The organism is Robiginitalea marina (genome assembly GCF_024006985.1).
Taxonomy (GTDB): domain Bacteria; phylum Bacteroidota; class Bacteroidia; order Flavobacteriales; family Flavobacteriaceae; genus Robiginitalea; species Robiginitalea marina.
Genome location: NZ_JAMXIB010000018.1, coordinates 16,311 through 33,999, shown reverse-complemented (window position 1 = coordinate 33,999; position 17,689 = coordinate 16,311). Strand labels below are relative to the sequence as shown.

Genomic DNA, 17,689 nt, shown 5'->3' with positions numbered 1-17,689 from the left:
TTCGCTCTACTTCAGGGGGTTCGAAATGACATGTGGGCCAATTACAATTGCAACTGCCGACTGCCAACTTGTTCCAATATCCCGTATCTTGTAGCCACCTAAAGACCCAACCGCCTTTGCTGCGTTTCTTCCGAACCCTGCGCCAGCGCCTGCTGGCTGAAAACAAAGTCAGCCGCTACCTGCTCTACGCCGTGGGTGAAATCGTGCTTGTGGTGATCGGAATTTTGATTGCGCTGCAAATCAACACCTGGAATGAAGCGCGGGAAAACAGTCGCGCGGAGCACACCTTCTATCGGGCCCTCCTCGTCGATCTGGAAAGTGACCAGGCGCGAATAGACGTGTTGTCTGCCTTCTACCTCAACCGGATCGAAAACCTCACCTGGTTGCTGACCCGGGTGCGAAATCCGGACCTTCCGGCGGGCCCACTCGACTTTGGAAAGCACGTTGAACCGCTGTATTACACGGAGGCGGCCATCAGCTACGACGCCACCTATGAGGCCTCAAAAAGTTCCGGGGCCTTTGATCACTTTGCTGACAAAGCCCTGCTAAAGCAAGCGATTGAATATTACTCGGGCTATACCGATCTTGAAAATGTACATACCTCCACGCTGCGCTACGTAGAAACCGCCTTTGAGCCCCTGATGGCCCCGGTCACCAATAATTTCATGGGCAACGAAGCAGGTGAAGGGGTGCTGATCGCCGGGGGGAATACCGGTTTTTACACCTTGCTGGGGTCCATTAAAGACCAGCGCGCGGCTGACACCCAAAAGGAAATCCGGGAGGTGTTGCAAAAAACCCAATTCGAATCGTTCCTGATCGGCGACCTCGGCCGGTCGTTCAACATGATCCGCCGGATTGAGACCCGCACGCTTCAGTTAAACGCATTAAAAGTGGGCATTGGCCAGTTTCTCGATGATTAGTTTTTTCCGCAAAATCCGCCAAAAACAACTCCAGAATACCATTGGGGCCGAAAACCGCGTCGGCCGGTATTTTGCGTATGCCCTGGGCGAAATCCTGCTGGTGGTGATCGGGATTTTAATCGCCCTGCAGATCAATACCTCGAATGAAGCGCGGAAAAGCAGGGCCTATGAACTAACCATGCTACGGGAGGTGAATGAAGCCATGAAGGTCGATTACCAAAACATGTCCACTGTACTTCTTTACCTGCAAAGGATACAGAGGAGTTTTTATGCCCTTACCGTGATGAAGAATGATCGTTCCGTTTCAACAGATTCCCTGGATTTTCACCTGGAGAATGTGAGGGAGTACGGGTATGTATTTTCAATCAATACGAGCCCCTACGAGGGAATCAAATCGGGAGGTCTCGACAAAATCAGCAATCCGGAGATCAGGAATGAGCTGTCTTATTTATTCGGATACCTGTTGCCAATGTCTGAGTCATGGATCAACGAGGTGCTTCGGGTAGAGCTGTTTAACCGGAATGAACTTATTGATGGTTTATTTTATATAGAATCCTTTCCCCGGGACGATAATTCGGTTTCAAGCAGGGTCGTCATTGAGGATCAGTCTGTTATTTATACCCATCCTGATTTTGAAAAGCTGATTCGCACCGGATGGCCGTTGCCCGGAACGGTAAAAAGGTTGACCGCTATCCGCGAAAGAATGCAGGGGTTGATCAGACTGATTGACACAGAACTAATGAAATCCTGACCCATGCTCCGCTTCTTTAGAAAGATCCGCCAAAACCTCCTGTCCGAAAACCGCGTCGGCCGGTATTTTGCGTATGCCCTGGGCGAGATCCTGCTGGTGGTAATTGGGATTTTGATCGCCCTGCAGGTGAACAACTACCGGGAATCGGAACAAACCAGGGGCCGGGAGCAGGTATTCCTCCAGGGGTTGCGCTCAGACCTGCAACTCAACCTGAAGGAGCTGGAGCGCTGCATAAACAGGTACCAAAGCGCCGCGCGTTCCGCAGAGGCGATGATCGCTTACTTCGAGGGCGCCCCCGTTACGGATCAGGGTTCCTTTAACTACCACGCCATGGAGGTGATGCGTTGGGAACCCTTCCTGCGCAACAACAGTACCCTGAAGGAGCTGATTAGCTCAGGGAGCCTTGGCATCCTCTCAGACCAGCGCCTGAAAAGCGAATTGCTGCGGATGGAGCTCGCCTACGACAAGATCGACGTGGCCCAGGAACACATGCGCTTCGACTATCAGGAATACCTCTACGCCCCTTTTTTCCAAGTTGGGGATGTGGGGCACGCGTTCAAGAGCTACCTGGCCCATATGGAGGGTCGCGGGGACCAGCCCGACACAAACCCAATGGATCCCGGGGTGGTTGCCACCCTGCTGGGCGACCCCGCTTTCAAGAATGGCTTTTCCCTATGCATCCTGAACAGCAGGGACCTGATTGGGGAATTACAGGCCCTGGAAGCCTCCTCAGTGCAGCTGCTGGAACGCATTGATTCCCAATTGACCCACGCTGAGCCATGATGAGATTTTTAACCCCCTCCGCCAAAAACCAACCCCTTAACAAAACACAAACTATGAAACGATTGATCTTTTCCGGAATCCTCGCAATTACCCTGCTGGCGGGGTGCACCCCCGGGCCCAAAGCCGAACCCACCCATACCGTATTGCGGGGGGCTACCCTGTTTGACGGCAATGGGGGCACCATAGCCAACAGCACCGTGATCATCCGCGACGGGCGGATCGAAGCCCTGGGCGGGGCAGACCTCGAGGTTCCGGAAAACGCGGAAGTCATCGACCTGGCGGGCAAGTACATCACCCCCGGCCTGGTAGACGCCCATGTGCATTTTTCCCAAACGGGATTTTTTGACGGACGCCCCGATGCGCTCGATATCCGCGACAGCCTGCCCTTCGACAGCGTGCAGGCCAGGCAGCGAAGGAATCCCGACCGGTACTTTGAAACCTACCTGCGGTCGGGGGTTACGGCAGTCTATGACGTGGGTGGGTTCGACTGGACCCTGGACCTGCAAAAATCGGCTGAAGACGACCTCGATGCGCCCCATGTGGCAGCCTCGGGCCCTTTGCTCACGCCCTTTCCGCAGGACCGGCTCGATGGCTTCAACGTATTGCCGGCCCGGCAAATGCTGGCCCTCGATTCTGAGGAATTTGGCAGGGAATATGTGCAGCGCAATACTGCCCTGGGCTCCACGGGCATCAAAATATGGAGCCTTAACCTGAAGGACACCGTATTTATGAAAAGCCTGAACGCTGTGGCCGCGGAGGTGCGGGAACAGGGGAATCAGCTCATCGTCCACGCCACGTCCCTCGACCAGGCCAAGGAAGGCCTCAGGCTGGGGGCCAAAGTGCTGGTGCACAGCGTTGATGACCAGCCGGTGGACGAGGAATTCCTCCAACTGGCCAGGGCCAACGGAGCCGTTTATTGCCCGACCCTGGTGGTGGTTCCCGGCTATACCATTGCCTACCGGTCGATTCAGGGGGATTTTCCGATGAACGACCCCAACCAGGTGGTGGACGCCGATACCCGGAACCTGGTGGAGGCCTCTGAATCCTTTTTTAAATATGTCCCTGAACCCGAAAACTATCCGGCGATGCTAAAGGCATCGGAGCAAGCTGACGAAACCCTGAAGGCCGCCATGTACGCCAACCTCATGAAGGTGTATGAGGCCGGCATCCCCATCGCCCTGTCCACCGACGCCGGCAACCCGGGGACCCTACACGGCATCTCGGTCTATGATGAGCTGGAAGCCATGCAACGGGCGGGCATCCCGGCCAAAGACCTCATTGGCATGGCGACCCGCAGCGGTGCCCTGGCCATGCGGCGACTCGACGATTTCGGCACCCTGGAGCCCGGGAAAATGGCCGACCTGATCGTCCTGGACAAAGATCCCTCAGCCGACGCGGCCCATTTCCGTTCCATTACCCACGTGATGCGGGGCGGGCTGCTGCGGCCGGTGGATGTGGCGTTTGAAAAATAACAGTGTGAATGTCATTTCGAAGGAGCCCTCCCGATCCCGATAACTATCGGGATCGGGACTATCGGGGCGACTGAGAAATCTCATCTAACATGACCTGCCCATCATTAATGAGTTTTCTCACCCCTGAAGTAGAGCAAAGCTCACTTCAGGGGGTTCGAAATGACATTTACATGGAATTGTCAACTTCCCCCAATAACCCGTATCTTGTAACAACCTAAAGACCCAACCCCTTTGCTGCGTTTCTTCCGCTCCCTGCGCCAAAAACTGCTGGCCGAAAGCCGGGTCTCGCGGTACTTTGCCTATGCCGTTGGCGAAATCGTGTTGGTGATGGTCGGGATCCTGCTGGCTTTGCAAGTGAACAATTGGAATGAGGAAAGAAAGCAACGTCAGGTAGAATTGAAATACTTCAATAATTTGAAAAATGACCTCAATGCAGACCTTGAGAGTTTGGACTATATGCTTGGGTTGGCTGCTGATAAGGTTAAAGCGGCCAAAAGGGTTAAGCGGAATTCAGACCTGGACTCCATTGGTTCCCTTTATGATTTTTCAAATGATTTGTTGGCGCTGATTTTTGTTGACGAGTTCCGGCCCAATAACAACACCTACGAGGAAATGAAGAGTTCCGGCAATTTCAGCAGCATCCAAAATGATTCGCTCAAACTGAAATTGATGAATTTGGGAAAATCCTATATTGGGATAGAAGCAGCTCAGGAGCATATGAGGTATGATTTTAATGTATTCCTTGAGGATTTTGAAAAATACGTGGATTGGGGGAAGTACTTTAACCTGGGCCGGTCCGACATCCCAAAATTGGACCTTGTTTATGATTCCGTATATATAGCGCGCCATAAAGATGTCATGGAGAAGGAGGTTCGGGAGCTCTATAAAAGCAAAGTCTTCCTCAATAATGTCTTCCTCCTGGAAATTAATTACACTTACAATATTGAAACCCTCAAAAGCACTAAATCCCAGATTGGGGAAATTATCGACATTTTAAATCGGGAACTGGATTAAACACAATGCTGTACATCCGCTTCACAATCCTTCAAAAAGGGACCCGCGACTTCCTCCCTTCAGATATATGGCAATAACGCGTATCTTGGGGAAGCCTAAAGCTTTCACACCGTGCTTCGTTTCTTCCGCTCCCTGCGCCAAAAACTGCTGGCTGAAAACCGCATCGCCCGGTATTTGGCCTATGCCCTGGGGGAAATCTTTTTAGTGGTGATCGGGATCCTGATCGCCCTGCAGGTGAATATTCGAAAAGAAGAAGCCACGGAAAAAACAGCTACCGAGCAACTTTTAACCGGCATTCAGGCCGATTTGAAATTAGAAAAGGACCGTCTTGACTTTTTGGTGGAGTATTATAGTACCATTACTGACGGTATTCAACAAATTCTTCTGAACCACCAGGGGAAAGAAAACAATACCAATCAAGAACTTGGTCACTATTTCCTCAGCACATTTGAATTTCGGAAATTTTCCAAGTTTAGCACAAACTATCAAACCCTTTATGGGAGTGGCCTTCTGCAGGAAATTGAAGACAAAAAACTCCCGGAAGAACTGATCACCTACTATTCCAAACAGTTCCTGGAGTGGTCTTTGGAAATTTATCAGCAAAAGGCGGGTGCGTTCAATTTTAACAATGCCCCCGAATTTCATCCATTGGATAAACTTCAAACGGGCGCTGCCTATACTTCTATTCCCAATTTTCGATTAGCGGTTAGCGAGGAGTATAAAACCGATTTCAAAGAATTTATAAAGGACCCCGCCGTAGTAAACTTCCTTGTGGATCTGTTACACCAAAGCGAATTGGTTTTTGCTAATCTTAAGGCCTATCAGGAATCGAACCTGGCTTTATCAAACCAAATACAACAATACCTGGATGAATGATTAAGTTCTTCAGAAAAATCAGGCAGAAACTGCTAAGTCAACATAAGGTTACCCAATACGCGGCCTATGCCCTGGGGGAAATCCTTTTAGTGGTGATCGGGATTTTGATCGCCCTGCAGGTGAACACCTGGAACGAAGACCGGGTGCAGCGCAGCAGGGAGGTCAAGTACCTTAAGAATATCCGGCTCGACCTGGAAAAGGACCTGGCCAGCCTCGACTATCAAATCGCCAACAGAAAGGAAAAATACGCTGCCATCCAAAAGCTCCTCCGCCAGATCGACGGGGAACCGGTGGCGGACCTCGACGAACTGTCGCGCAGCGTGGTAACCACCCTGATGTCGGAGCGCTTCACGCCCAACAACCTCACTTATAAGGAGCTCGCCAGCTCGGGGAACCTGAACCTGATCTCCAATGACTCCATAAAAATTCAGTTGCTGGAACTCGAGGAGCTCTACAAGACCAATGAATTTGCCATAGAGCACGAGACCCATGACTATGAGGAATACCTGTCCAAACCCTTGTTTAAACATATCCGCACGGGGCAGCTCTTTCCCGTATACGCCGGCACGGCCACGTCCGTGGACATGGGGGTGAAGGAGGAAGATTTCCATGAGCTTTTGCAAAATCGCGAATACCAGAACGGCATGGTAGTCTCCAACCTGATCACGGAGGACCTGCTGGTACTTTATGGGGCGATTGAACGGAAATCGCGAAGCATCATCCGCTGGATCGGGAATGACCTTGGCGAATAAGAAAAACGGACCATGAAACGAAGGAGATTTGCCGTATTGTCGGGCTTTGGGATCACCGCCCTTGCCCTCCCGGCCGCCTGTTACAATCCGCTGACCCCGGCGTATGACCCCTTGCTGGCCCAGCCGGAACTGCTTTCCCAGATCTGGGAACCCGAAACCCTGGTGGAAATAGGCGCCCTGTACAGGAACCTTACCCCGGGGGAACGCACGGAGGAAGCCCTGGTGGCTGTCCTGTTTCCCGAAGCCCCGGGAACTACCGACAGCACCGTGGAATGGGTAAAGAAGCGGATCCGGGACGATTTCAGGGAGGGGGACCTGGTGATGCTCGACGGATGGATGTTGTCCAGGACCGAAGCCCGGCAGTGCGCCCTTTTCTCAATCCGTCATGCCCGCTGATCATGCATATTGACGCAAGGACCCTGGAAGATAACGCTCTTATTCAGGGCGACCTCTGCATTGTAGGGGCCGGGGCGGCAGGCATCGCCATGGCCCTGGACTGGAAAGACAGCCCGTACAGGGTGATTTTGCTGGAAGGGGGCGGGTTCGGGTACGACCGGCAGGTACAGGAATTGTACCGGGGCCAGACCACCGGGCAGAAATACTACCCCCTGATGGCTTCCCGCCTGCATTATTTCGGGGGAACCACCGGGCACTGGGCCGGCATGTGCGCCCCTTTCGACCCCATCGACTTTGAAAGCCGCGACTGGGTGCCCGACAGCGACTGGCCGGTAGCCCTGGAGGACCTCCACCCCTATTATGCAAAGGCCCATGAGGCATTACAGCTGGGCCCCTATGAATACGCCTTCGAATACTGGAAGGAAATCCTGCCCAACCTGAACCCCCTGCCCCTCGACAACAAGGTATTCTGGAACAAAATGTGGCAGTTTTCCCTGGCCCGCTACGGCGACCTGTACCGGGACGCGATCGTGCAGGCAAAAAACATCCACCTCTATACCTACGCCAACGCCGTGGACCTCAACCTCCATGAAGGCCTGTCCCGCGTGCGGGAGCTCAGGGCGAAAAACCACGCGGGAAAAACCTGCCGGGTGCGGGCCAGGCATTTCATCCTGGCCTGCGGCACCATCCAGAACGCGCGGCTCCTGCTGGCGTCCAATGCCCAGAAACCCCGTGGGCTAGGGAATGACCACGACCTGGTGGGGCGGTATTTCATGGAACACCTCGAGATTCCCTGCGGGGAACTGTGGATGCCACAGCCCTTTGAGACAGACCTGTATTCCTGGAAGCGGGGGGTCACCCCGGCCAGCGCCGAAATTGCCTTTACCCCGTCTGCACAGCGCCGGCACCGGATCCTGAACGGGACCATTTCCCTTAAGCCCCTGAAAGTGGGCAAACACCAAAAATCGCGCATGGAGGTCTGGCAGGACGAAGACCCGCAGAAAAGCAAGGAAAAAATGTATGCCCACTGGGATGAGGCCCGCAAAAAAAGCAAAGCCGAATCCGGGCCGGTGCTGCACGCCTACCAGCTCAATACCCGCATGGAGCAGGCGCCCAACCCCAACTCCAGGGTGACGATCGGCCCGGAAAAAGACGAGCTCGGGATGCCCAGGGCAAACCTCCACTGGGAGCTGACCCCTTTGGAGAAACGCAGCATCCGCACCATGTACCACCTGCTGGGCAAAGAAGTCGGCCGGGCAAACGTGGGCAGGCTCCGACTGGAAGGGTTCCTCAGGGATGAAAGCGACGACGCCTTCCCCGACACCACCAACGGCGGATGGCACCATATGGGGACCACCCGCATGAGCGACGACCCAAAAAAAGGGGTGGTAAACGCGAATTGCCGCGTCCACGGGATCGGAAACCTCTATGTGGCCGGGGCCTCCTGTTTCGCCACGGCCGGGGCGCCGAACCCGACCCTGACCCTGACGGCTTTTTCCCTGCGGGTGTCGGCCCATGTAAAGGCCGCCATGAAGAAAGGCGGCTCCTGAGGCGGAGGATCGGAGTTTTTGCCTATTTTTAGGAGCGCCCGGCCAACCCCCGGAGCCCGGGAGCCGTGGATAACCCCCGGTGGTCCCCGGCGGTCCCCGGCGCAACCGGCTCTAGGGCAGGGGCCCTGTTTTAATCCGCAAGACACCAAAAACCATGGGACTACTGGAACTCTTCAACAGCTACGATAAAAAGAAGCGGAAAAGCCATTTTAAAAACCTCTATACCGTGGCCCGGGTCGATGGGGAGGTGGCCCGGGCCGAAATGGACCTCATTGTGAACCTGGCCGAAAAGTTCCAGATGTCCACGGCCGAGGTGCTGAAGGTGATCCGCAACCCGGATGGCATTGCCCCGGTACTTCCAAAAACCCCCGGGGAGCGGATGGAACACCTCTACGACCTGGTGACCGTGATGCTGGTAGACGGGGAAATCGATGAACGGGAACTCTTCCTGTGCAAAAGCCTGGGCCTGAAATTGGGATGCGGGGAAGAGAACCTCGACCCGTTGCTGCGGGAGATGATCGAAGCTGCGATGCAGGGGGTGGCCCCTGAAAAAGCCGTTGCAGGTTTCCTGGAAAAATACTCCTGATACAGGCAATGTTCCGCTTCTTCCGCCAATTGCGCCAACGTCTGCTGACTGAAAACCGCTTCCGAAACTATTTCCTTTACGCCCTGGGGGAAATCTTCCTGGTGGTGATCGGGATCCTGATTGCGCTGCAAATCAATACCTGGAACGAAAGCAGGAAAGAACAGGGCAACCTCATGAAGGTCTATGCCCAGATCCAACAGGACCTTCAGATCGATACCCTCAATCTCCAGCGGTCCATTGAGGACCTGGAGCAAAAGAATTTCCGCCTGACCGACCTTGTAGAACGGAACATCCCGGTTTCCTATTACGATACGCTTAATGCGGCAAATTATGAAGGGTGCGAAAGGTGCCGAAGCGACATCACCAACCTGGAGCCTTTTCAATACCTCGACAAAGGATACGGGTTGTTGAAACCCCTGAATACCGTGCAAAACTTAAAAGAGGACTTGCTGACCAATTCCATAACTGAATTTTATGCCCTATATCTTCCCTTGGTAGACGAGGCGCAATCCATCCTCATCGACATCTCCAGGCAAGCCCTGATGGATTACCAGCAGTACGACTGGTTTGTGGACTACGCCGATTTTGGCCGAAGCACCTACAACCGGGAATATGTTTTATACATTTTTGAAAGCGAAAAGCACCGCCGGGCCTGTGCCCACTATTTGATTTACTCCAAGTTCACCCTTCGGGTCTTACGGGAATACCGGGCTCATGCCATTCAAATCCTGCAATCGATCGATGAAAAATTAGACGGGTAGCGACCTCCCCGGGCGGCACCTGCACACCATCGGTGTCATTTCGAAGGAGTGCAGCGACTGAGAAATCTCATCTATGAAGCGCTGCACGGTCCCCTCCCACGGAGGGGATTTAGGGGTGGGTTCCCGAGGACCTGCACATAATTGATGACACTTCTTGCCAACTCGACCCTTGAACCCCATTGGCTAATTTGCTAATTGCCACATTCGCTAATTAACCCCCCTGCCACTTCCAGCCGAAACTTATTTCAATATCCCGTATCTTGTTGCAACCTAAAACCCAACCCCTTGTTCCGTTTCTTCCGCAAAATGCGTGAGCGCCTGCTGTCTGAAAACAGGACCAACCGGTACCTGTTGTACGCCATCGGAGAGATTTTCCTGGTGGTGATCGGGATCCTGATTGCGCTGCAGGTGAATACCTGGAACGAAAAACGGAAGTCAGACGAACGCTTTTTGTTCGGGCTGCGCGAGCTTTATGGGGAAATCCGCTCCACGGCGTATTACGAAAGCACCTTCCGCGACAAATTGAGTTTCCAGCTGGTGCGTATCGACAGTATCCTGAACCACCCTGAGGCGATCGCCCCCGACCGCCTGCCGGCCCTTATCCTGTTGTTTGACGAAAATGCCACCGACGACCGCGACAATGCCTGGAAATCGGAATACCTCGAATTTGTCCCCGGGGACGAGAAGCGGAACACTATGGCCAAAGCGCTCCGTGCCGTCGCCTTTGGCCGGGACAGGTTGAATACGGAGCTTAAGTCCTATAACCTCTACAAGGCCATGGCCAATTATTTGATGGCCTACGACATCCCCTTTAAAATCTATTCTGCGGGCATGGGGTATGAGGAGTTCATCCGGTCCCAGAAAACCCTCGGCTATACCCCCGGGCAGCTCGAAAGGGCCCGGGCGCTTGCGCAGGACCCCTCCTTTATTGCCGACCTGATGACGCTTAAAGCCTTTAAGGAACACATCATTTCATTTGTGGAAGACACCGGCTATTCGGCCGATGCCTTCCTGGAATATGTGCAGCAGTACGATCCCGAAACCAATTTTGAGCTTGCCCGCATGGAACTAATCGGCACCGGCATGCCGCAGGGCCAGTGGGCTACAGGGCAACCGATGCACCGGGTCGACCCCGGCAACGAAAACGTTTGGGAGATCGACCAGGAACTGGTTCAGGGGTGGGTGAAATTCAGGGCCGACGAGGAGTGGATCCTCGATTGGGGCAAAGGCGAAAACGACCCCAACATGCTCGTCTTCAAAGGTGGGGACATCCCGACCTCCAATGGGATTTACCGTATCCGCATCGACCTGCAGACGCAAACCTTTACGTTTACCCCTTTGGAAATTACCCGGATGGAACTTATCGGCACGGGCCTGCCAGGGGGGGATTGGGCTTCGGGGATACCCATGCATAGGGTAGATCCCGGCAACCCATACGTCTGGGAGGTCAAACAGGAACTGATTGCGGGAGCGATCCGGTTCCGGGCCGATGAGGCATGGCGCCTGCACTGGGGCCAGGGCGAAAAGGACCCCAAAACCCTCTTGTGCAAAGGCGAAAACATTGCGGTTTCCAAAGGCCATTACCGCATCCGCATCGACCTGCAGGCGCATACGGTTGCCTTTACCCCGCTTAAGTAGCTTAGCCACCCCTACAATAACCGGCCCGGCGATTTCCAAATGTGGCAAAGATTCGCTACTTTAACCCTTAAAACCAACCCGTTATGGACTACCTGAAATCGCTCCTCAAACTTGCCATCAGCCTGCTGGTCTCCCCTTTGGTGGTGTACGTTGTATTGCTGGCCGCCAAAGCTGCCGGGTCTACCTATGAAATGACCCATGGGGAAACCTTTATCATCTGGCTGCTTATGGCCATTGTGATCAACTTGTCGCTGACCAACAAGGAATAGTAGGCCAGTGGCGGGGCCTTCACACCACTCCTGAGATTTCTCACCCCCTCTCCCGATAACTATCGGGATCGGGGGTTCGAAATGACATGTGGGCCAATCACGAACAGTGTTACTGTCATTTCGAAGGAGGGGGTGGAACGACCGACTGAGAAACCTCCCCAAGCGGCGCCTGCACATCATTAATGAGATTTCTCACCCTGAAGTGAGCTTCGCTCTACTTCAGGGTTCGGAATGACAGGTGCCCGTAGGGTGTTTCCTCTATTTCTTAAAGAAAAGATAACCCGCACAACATGTTGATTATCAAATTAATATTTGTATCTTGAAGGGAATTTATACCTGAAGCCTCCCCTGTTGCCGCTTTATCGATAAAGAACCCCCCGGTTTCTGTTTCATGTTATAAAGGTTGCGTTTTTGCCGCTTAACCCTTTAAAACCAATCATAACATGAAAACAAGTGAAAAACCATCATTACTGTCCTTACGCAGGTACTCCTTATGGGCGGCCCTGCTGCTGGTCTTTTCCTGCAGCCCGGATACGGTGCTGAACACCGAGGAACCCCTGGAGGCGGCAAATGCCAAATCCAAAAATGCCGTGCTAAAAACCCTGGTCAAGGGCGCCCCCCTGAATGGAGCCAATGGCGTGGACATTGGACCTGACGGCAATCTATATATAGCCAGCGTTTACGGGCAGGAGATTATCGTGATGGACAAAAACAGCGGTAAAATCATCGACCGGATTACGGAGGGGGTTCAGAGTCCGGATGATCTGGTTTTTGGCCCGGATGGGTCGCTTTACTGGACGGATATCATAACAGGAGAAGTTGGCCGCAGGACCCCGGACGGGATCGTGACCAAGCAAGCTTTTCTCCCCGGGGTGAACCCAATCGCATTCAATGATGAAGGGCGCCTTTTTATAGCCCTTGACTTTCTTGGCGACGGGTTGTATGAGTTTGACCCCGATCTTATTGACACCCCGCGTACCATTATCGAATGCCCTACGGGCTTCTGCCTTGGGTTTTTCAATTCCTTTGATTTCGGACCCGACGGACTCTTGTATGGTCCTTTATTTGCCCTTGGGCAGGTCATAAAGGTAAATGTGGAAACGGGCGACTTTGAAATAGTGGCATCTGGATTTGTGAATCCCGCAGCGGCCAAATTTGGGCCTGATGGATTGCTGACCGTGCTGGACCAAACCGGCGAGGTCTTTAAGATCGACGTTACCACCGGGGAGAAAACATTATTTACCACCCTGGAACCCGGGCTGGACAATATGGTATTCGATGAAGATGGCTCCCTCTACATGACCAATAACGACGAAGGCTGGGTGGCCGAGATCCTTCCCAGCGGGAAGGCCCGCATCCTCAGCCCCGGAGGGCAAATCATGCCCCAGGGCCTGGCTGTACTGGCAGGACCAAATAATAAGGACGTGGTATTCACAGCCGACATCTACAATATAAGGGAATTCAATGGGACCAGCGGCAGGCAAACTGAACAGTACAAGGGCTTTTTGATCCCGCCGCCCGGGGTATTTTCGTTACCCCTTTCCAATGGTATTTCAGCCGCTGGAAGCGACCTGATCATTTCTTCCTTTCTCAGTTCCACAGTACAGGTTTGGAACCCGACCGACGGGGTTACAGAAGACTTTGGCACCCAGGTTGAGGCCCCAATGGATGCCGTTCGCATCAATACGGGGGAAGTTATCGTCTCCGACCTCGTGCTGGGTGGTGTCGTACGGATGAGTGATAATTCCCTGGTGGCGCCTCTGGTGGTGGCCAGTGGTATGGCCACAGACGGGGAAACCGTGTGGGCGGCCGATTGGGCTACGGGAGATATCGTACAAATCAATTTCGGGGGTGGATCCCCAACCACCGAAGTGGTATTCTCCGGCCTTTCTTTCCCGGAAGGCATGGCTGTGGACAACCAGGGAAGGCTGCTGGTATATGAGACCAAGGGTCCGTCGCCAGCAGGGGTTTCCCGCCTGTCCCGCATTGACCTTTCCACGGGGGAAAGAACCACCATCGTCGATGGCCTGGAACCTTTACAGGGTAGTTTGCCCATTTTCCCCCCCCAATGGTTTATGGACGACGTAGCTGTGGGTCCGTCAGGCGACATTTACATCAGTGGAGGCGAATCCCAGACCATTCAGAAAATCACGGCCAACAAGGTGCGTTAAGATCGCCTGCTGGCCGGTTGGAACCCTGGCTGCCGGACGAATTGATTTTATGACACGTGTTGAATTCCATTAATGGGTCAGCGCTTCTAAAACCCTGTATTCAACTGAATTACAGGGTTTTTCTTTGGAGGTGATTTCGAAGGAGGACCCGTCAGGGGACGACTGAGAAACCTCTCCAGGCAACACCTACACATCATTCATGAGATTTCCCAAGAACCCGTATCTTGTAGCGACCTAAAGACCCAACCGCCCTTGCTTCGCTTCTTCCGTATCCTGCGCCATGATTAACTTTTTCAGAAAAATCCGCCGCGAACTCATGTCCCAAAACAAGGTGACCCGCTACCTGGCCTATGCCCTGGGCGAAATCGCCCTGGTGGTGATCGGCATTTTGATCGCCCTGCAGATCGATACCTGGAATGAGGAAAAGAAGGTTGAAAAATCCATAGCAAGCCATTTGGTGATCCTGAGGCAAAACCTGAAGGAAGACCAGGCCCAACTCCGGGAGCTCAAGAGTATGATGACCTCTTCTGTGCACTATGCCGATACCGCCCTGCTGCAGATGAGGACGCAGATCCCCATGAGCAAAAGCCTTAAAAAGTACCTCGGCATGCTGGAACTCGAGCACCAGTTCCGGCCAAACCGGAATGCCTTCGAAACCATTACGCAATCCAATGAGGTCCCCTCCCTTTCGCAGCCCCTGCAAACAGCCCTCCTCGATTATTACGCCCTCATTGCACGCGTCAATGAACGGGAGCAGATTGCAAATAACCAAATACAGGGCAAGTACGAGCCATATATCAATGTGCACTATCCGGAAATCTTCCAGAAAGACAGCGAATGGGAATTTGTAAAAAATGCCTACAAAGACGATCCGAGGGAAATCGTTCAGATTGCCCCCGAAAAATTCCTGGCGGACCACACCATGGAGGCCCTGCTGGTTTCCCGCTACTACCAGAGCATGATGTTGGAGGCGTATTATGGGGACCTGCTGCGCGCCTCAGATGAAATCCTGGGGCTCATCGGGGAAAATACCAAAGAACCCCCCGACCCCCTGCCCTGATCCCTGAATTTTATCCTGTATCTTAGTAACCCGGCATTAAAAACCCTACCCATGGCATCCCGATACCTCGATTCCGAAACGCTGAAATTCCTGCTCTTTGAAGTCCACCACCTCGACGAACTGTTGCAACAGGAACGGTTTACGGATTACGACCGGGAATCCGTCGGGCTCTTTATCGATGCGGTTACCGACTTTTCCGAAAAGGAACTCTTCCCCTATTACCGGGAAATGGATGCCCATCCCGCCCATTTTGAGGCCGGGGAGGTACATGTGCATCCACAGGTGGCCCGCTACATGAAACGGGCAAAGGAAATGGGGCTGGCTGCCGCTTTGTTCGACTATGATGACGGCGGCCTGCAAATGCCCAACATGGTGGTTACCGCGGCCGCCTATATACAGGAAACCGCCAACAACCACCTGCCGGGGTACCTCGGGCTGACCTTCGGGGCGGCTGAGCTCATCCTGCATTTCGGGAGCCGGCAGTTGAAAGACACTTACGTGCCCCACATGATTTCTGGCGACTGGAACGGCACCATGTGCCTCACCGAGCCCCAGGCGGGGAGTTCCCTGTCCGACATCGTGACAGCGGCGGTCCCGCAGGGCGACCATTACCTGATTTCAGGCCAGAAGATTTTTATTTCGGGCGGCGATTACAAAGGGGTTGAAAACGTGGTCCACCTGGTGCTGGCGCGTATTGAGGGGGCGCCTGCGGGGACCAAAGGGATTTCCCTTTTTGTGGTGCCCAAGCACCGGCCCGCGGCAGACGGGTCCCTGGCCTTCAACGATGTCAACACCGTGGGCGATTTCCAGAAAATGGGGCAGCGCGGGTACTGTACCACCCACCTGTCTTTCGGCGACCACCAGGACTGCCGGGGCTGGCTGGTGGGGGAACCCCACCAGGGCCTCAAATACATGTTCCTGATGATGAACGGGGCGCGCATCGCTGTCGGGCGGGGGGCCGCCGCCATTGCCATGGCGGCCTGGCGGGCGTCCCTTGCCTACGCCAAGGAGCGGCCCCAGGGCCGGGCCCTGAGCAGTACCGGGAAAAAAGACGTGTCCGAGGCGCAAACCCTGATCATAAACCACCCCGACGTGCGGCGGATGCTCCTGACCCAGAAAGTGATCGCAGAAGGGGCCCTTAGCCTGGTGTTGCTTTCGTCAAAATACCAGGACCTCTCCCAGACCCACCCGGAAGAAGCGGAGCGTCGCAAATACGGGTATTTGCTCGAGCTCCTGACCCCGGTGGCCAAGACCTACCCGTCGGAGAAGGGCATAGAAGCCGTCAGCAACGGGGTGCAGGTGCTTGGGGGCTACGGGTTCTGCTCCGATTTCATCCTGCAGCAGTACTACCGCGACATCCGTATCTTTTCGATCTACGAGGGCACCACGGGCATCCAGTCCATGGACCTGCTCGGGCGCAAGGTCACCATGGACCAGGGGATCGCCCTGACCCACCTGGCCGGGGAAATGGGAAAAACCACCGCCGCCGCCATGGCCGTGGAGGGCCTGAGGCCGTTTGCAGAAACCCTGGCCGGCAAAACCGGGTTGATGAAAAAGGTGCTCGATTCCCTGATGAACTATGCCGGCAAAGGGAATTATGAGCGTTTCCTGGCCGATGCCACCGTGTTTATGGAATTCTTCGGAAACATCCTGGTCGGGTGGCTCTGGCTCGACATGGCCCTGCACGCCCACCAGGCGATTTCGAAGGGCGATACGACACACGGGCAGGGGTTCTATAAAAGCAAAATCCATGCGATGGAATTTTACTTTACCTATGAATTGCCCAAAAGCGAAGCCCAGGCGCGGATCTTGCTAAACACCGCGGACCTGACGGTTTCCGTGGAGGACAGCCTGTTTGAATAACCCGCAATAGCGCAGAACATCACCACAAGAAAACCCCTTATGAAACCCATCCCCTCAACATTCGACCTCAGCGGAAAGGTGGCCATTGTTACCGGCTCCAGCAAGGGCATTGGAAAAGCCATCGCCCGGGCCCTGGCGGAATCCGGGGCCCGCGTGGTGGTCAGCAGCCGGAACCAGGAGGCCGTGGACGCAGTGGCGGCAGAATTTGCCGACGCAGGCCTGGAGGCCATAGGCATCCAGTGCCATGTCGGCGATGCGGCCGGGCGGGAGCGCCTGATTGCCAAAGCCGCGGAAACCTTCGGGCGTATCGACATCCTGGTGAACAACGCGGCCATCAACCCGTACTACGGCCCGCTGGAAGGGTCGGACGAAGGGGTTTTTGACAAAATCATGGAGATAAACGTCAAGGCGCCCTGGCTGCTGTCTAACCTCGCCCTCCCGCACATGAAGCAGGCCGGGGGCGGGAGTGTGATCAATATTTCCTCGGTGGAAGGGCTGCGCCCGGGCTTTGGCCTCGGGTTGTACAGCGCCACCAAAGCGGCCCTGATCGCCCTGACCCAAAACCAGGCCAAGGAATGGGGCCGCCACGGGGTCCGGGCCAATGTGGTCTGCCCCGGGCTCATCCAGACCAAATTCAGCGAGGGGCTCTGGGCCGATGAAGCCCTGGTGGCCCGGTTCACCAAACAACTACCCCTGGGGAGGATCGCCCAGCCCGGGGAAATGGCCGGGCTGGTACTCCTCCTGGCCTCCGATGCCGGATCGTACATGACGGGCGGGGTGTATGTGGCCGATGGCGGGTATATGGTCACCGGATAAATGCAACGAAC

At 54.5% G+C, this 17,689-nt stretch carries 17 protein-coding genes; all 17 read left to right on the top strand.

Translation table 11 applies throughout. The features are described from left to right. Nucleotides 1–116 precede the first annotated feature (116 nt). Nucleotides 117–920: a DUF6090 family protein gene (locus tag NG653_RS14325; RefSeq protein ID WP_252742408.1), complete on the top strand. Its 804-nt coding sequence runs from the start codon at nucleotides 117–119 to the stop codon at nucleotides 918–920. Next, on the top strand, nucleotides 898–1,671 hold the full coding sequence (locus NG653_RS14320) for a DUF6090 family protein (protein ID WP_252742407.1): 774 nt from the start codon (nucleotides 898–900) through the stop codon (nucleotides 1,669–1,671). The genes NG653_RS14325 and NG653_RS14320 overlap by 23 nt, the downstream gene beginning before the upstream one ends. Before the next feature lie 3 nt (nucleotides 1,672–1,674). Continuing rightward, nucleotides 1,675–2,454, top strand: a complete 780-nt coding sequence (locus tag NG653_RS14315; protein WP_252742406.1) for a DUF6090 family protein — start codon at nucleotides 1,675–1,677, stop codon at nucleotides 2,452–2,454. Nucleotides 2,455–2,507: 53 nt separating this feature from the next. Further along, on the top strand, nucleotides 2,508–3,926 hold the full coding sequence (locus tag NG653_RS14310; RefSeq protein ID WP_252742405.1) for an amidohydrolase family protein: 1,419 nt from the start codon (nucleotides 2,508–2,510) through the stop codon (nucleotides 3,924–3,926). A 231-nt stretch (nucleotides 3,927–4,157) separates the two neighbouring features. After that, nucleotides 4,158–4,940: a DUF6090 family protein gene (locus NG653_RS14305; protein WP_252742404.1), complete on the top strand. Its 783-nt coding sequence runs from the start codon at nucleotides 4,158–4,160 to the stop codon at nucleotides 4,938–4,940. Between the two features lie 111 nt (nucleotides 4,941–5,051). Then, entirely contained in the window at nucleotides 5,052–5,816 is a 765-nt protein-coding gene (locus tag NG653_RS14300; protein ID WP_252742403.1) for a hypothetical protein, read from the top strand. Then, nucleotides 5,813–6,568 (top strand): DUF6090 family protein, encoded by a 756-nt coding sequence (locus tag NG653_RS14295; protein ID WP_252742402.1) that lies wholly within the window; start codon nucleotides 5,813–5,815, stop codon nucleotides 6,566–6,568. The genes NG653_RS14300 and NG653_RS14295 overlap by 4 nt, the downstream gene beginning before the upstream one ends. A gap of 12 nt (nucleotides 6,569–6,580) precedes the next feature. Continuing rightward, a complete protein-coding gene (locus NG653_RS14290; RefSeq protein WP_252742401.1) occupies nucleotides 6,581–6,964 on the top strand; it encodes a hypothetical protein in 384 nt (127 codons plus the stop codon). A 2-nt stretch (nucleotides 6,965–6,966) separates the two neighbouring features. Then, a complete protein-coding gene (locus NG653_RS14285) occupies nucleotides 6,967–8,514 on the top strand; it encodes an FAD-dependent oxidoreductase (protein WP_252742400.1) in 1,548 nt (515 codons plus the stop codon). A gap of 154 nt (nucleotides 8,515–8,668) precedes the next feature. Continuing rightward, nucleotides 8,669–9,100: a tellurite resistance TerB family protein gene (locus NG653_RS14280; RefSeq protein ID WP_252742399.1), complete on the top strand. Its 432-nt coding sequence runs from the start codon at nucleotides 8,669–8,671 to the stop codon at nucleotides 9,098–9,100. A gap of 8 nt (nucleotides 9,101–9,108) precedes the next feature. Next, complete coding sequence (locus NG653_RS14275; RefSeq protein WP_252742398.1) at nucleotides 9,109–9,861, top strand: DUF6090 family protein; 753 nt, start codon at nucleotides 9,109–9,111, stop codon at nucleotides 9,859–9,861. A 285-nt stretch (nucleotides 9,862–10,146) separates the two neighbouring features. After that, nucleotides 10,147–11,499, top strand: a complete 1,353-nt coding sequence (locus NG653_RS14270; protein WP_252742409.1) for a hypothetical protein — start codon at nucleotides 10,147–10,149, stop codon at nucleotides 11,497–11,499. Between the two features lie 83 nt (nucleotides 11,500–11,582). Then, complete coding sequence (locus NG653_RS14265; RefSeq protein ID WP_252742397.1) at nucleotides 11,583–11,768, top strand: hypothetical protein; 186 nt, start codon at nucleotides 11,583–11,585, stop codon at nucleotides 11,766–11,768. A 443-nt stretch (nucleotides 11,769–12,211) separates the two neighbouring features. Further along, a complete protein-coding gene (locus NG653_RS14260; RefSeq protein WP_252742396.1) occupies nucleotides 12,212–13,939 on the top strand; it encodes an NHL repeat-containing protein in 1,728 nt (575 codons plus the stop codon). A gap of 316 nt (nucleotides 13,940–14,255) precedes the next feature. Then, the gene (locus NG653_RS14255) at nucleotides 14,256–14,999 is read left to right on the top strand and encodes a DUF6090 family protein (RefSeq protein ID WP_252742395.1); all 744 of its coding nucleotides are present in this window, start codon (nucleotides 14,256–14,258) and stop codon (nucleotides 14,997–14,999) included. Nucleotides 15,000–15,050: 51 nt separating this feature from the next. Further along, entirely contained in the window at nucleotides 15,051–16,862 is a 1,812-nt protein-coding gene (locus NG653_RS14250) for an acyl-CoA dehydrogenase family protein (protein ID WP_252742394.1), read from the top strand. A gap of 39 nt (nucleotides 16,863–16,901) precedes the next feature. Beyond that, nucleotides 16,902–17,678 carry an SDR family NAD(P)-dependent oxidoreductase gene (locus NG653_RS14245; protein WP_252742393.1) on the top strand — a complete coding sequence of 259 codons (777 nt, stop codon included), beginning with the start codon at nucleotides 16,902–16,904 and terminating at the stop codon, nucleotides 17,676–17,678. Nucleotides 17,679–17,689: the final 11 nt, after the last annotated feature.